This window comes from Streptomyces sp. NPDC059900 (genome assembly GCF_050270335.1).
GTDB lineage: Bacteria > Actinomycetota > Actinomycetes > Streptomycetales > Streptomycetaceae > Streptomyces.
This window is the reverse complement of record NZ_JBNNJZ010001092.1, coordinates 1-1,367: the sequence shown is the minus strand read 5'-3', so window position 1 is coordinate 1,367 and position 1,367 is coordinate 1. Positions and strand designations below refer to the sequence as shown.

Below are 1,367 nucleotides of genomic sequence, written 5' to 3'. Positions count from 1 at the left end.
GGCGCACCCTCTTCACACAGCACCGCGCAGGCGCGCATCTGCCGGTTCAGGCCGGGTCGATGCGAGACCTGAGCAGGCAGAACTCGTTGCCTTCGGGGTCGGTCAGGACATGCCAGGACTCCCCGCCCGTCTGGCCGACGTCGGCCGGGCGCGCGCCGAGTTCCAGAAGGCGTTCGAGCTCGGCGTCCTGATCGCGGTCGGTGGCGTTGACGTCGATGTGCAGCGGGAGCTTCCCCTTCCGGGGGTCGTCGCTGCGGCTGAGGACGAGGGTCGGCTGGGGCCCTCCGAATCCTTCGCGCGGCCCGATCTCGATGTCGTCCTCTTCACGTCCGAGCACCACGAAGTCCAGGACTTCGCACCAGAACCGCGCCAGTGCCTCGGGGTCGCGGCAATCGAGCACAAGCTCACTGATCCGGCATGCCATGGGCGAACCCGCTCTCGGTGTGGGGGCTGTCAGGCGGCGGTCCCGTGGCCCAAGGGGCTCCCGGCGGCAGGACCGTCTCGCAACGCGACCGTACCGGGCGATGCAAGCAAGAGCGCGGTGATTTTGCGTGCCGGGGCTGGCGCACCGCTGACGCGGCGAGGCGGCGAGCTACCGGCCGTGGCAGGTGTGGGCTAGCGCGCCACGCGGTAGCGGAGGTAGACGACCTTCGAGTCGAAGGTGCGGGTCTCGACGAGTTCGAGGTTCACCTGGCGCTCGTGCCGGGCGAAGAAGGGAATGCCACCGCCGACCAGCACCGGGTAGACCATGAGCTGGTACTCGTCGATCAGGTCCGACGCGGCCGCCTCGGCGGCCAGCGTCGCGCCGCCGATCGCGATGTCGCCCTCCGCTGGTTCGGCCCGCAGCCGCTCGATCTCCTCGGCCAGACCGCCGGAGACGAGTCGGGCATTGCCCTGCACCGCCGACAGCGTGGTGGAGAACACCACCTTGGGCAGCGGCTTCCAGAGCGCGGCCCACTCCCGCATGGAGTCGTCGAGCGAAGGGTCCTGGTCGGCGGTCTCCCAGTACAGCATCGTCTCGTAGAGCCGTCGCCCCAGCAGGTGGACGCCGACCTTGCGGATCTCGTCGATCCAGAAGCGGAAGACCTCCGCGTCGGGCACCGTCCAGTCGATGCCGCCGTCGGGCCCGACGATGTAGCCGTCGAGCGAGACGCCCATCGAGTAGGTCACGTTGCGCATCCGAAGTCCTCCTAGGTCAGGGGGGTTCGACCGTACGACCGCAGGGCGCCGCCGTCAGCCGGTCAGCCAGCCGGCCAACCCGGCCGTTGGGTCACTTGAGTCACTTGAGTTTCTTCTTCACCGCGTCCTTGACGACGTAGGCCGCGCCGATCACTGAGCCGCGGGTCTGGTGCAGGACCGTTCTGAGG

2 protein-coding genes are annotated in these 1,367 nt (G+C 69.1%); both read right to left on the bottom strand.

Going from position 1 to position 1,367, the window contains the following annotated elements; genetic code table 11:
- Nucleotides 1–46: 46 nt before the first annotated feature.
- Entirely contained in the window at nucleotides 47–424 is a 378-nt protein-coding gene (locus ACQKIP_RS47495; RefSeq protein ID WP_365856617.1) for a VOC family protein, read from the bottom strand.
- A 191-nt stretch (nucleotides 425–615) separates the two neighbouring features.
- Entirely contained in the window at nucleotides 616–1,179 is a 564-nt protein-coding gene (locus tag ACQKIP_RS47490; protein ID WP_365856615.1) for a dihydrofolate reductase family protein, read from the bottom strand.
- Between the last annotated feature and the right edge of the window lie 188 nt (nucleotides 1,180–1,367).

Bases quoted from the DNA above. Each gene is read 5' to 3' on its own strand.
- ACQKIP_RS47495 (WP_365856617.1), bottom strand. From the start codon at position 424: ATGGCATGCCGGATCAGTGAGCTTGTGCTCGATTGCCGCGACCCCGAG.
- ACQKIP_RS47490 (WP_365856615.1), bottom strand. From the start codon at position 1,179: ATGCGCAACGTGACCTACTCGATGGGCGTCTCGCTCGACGGCTACATC.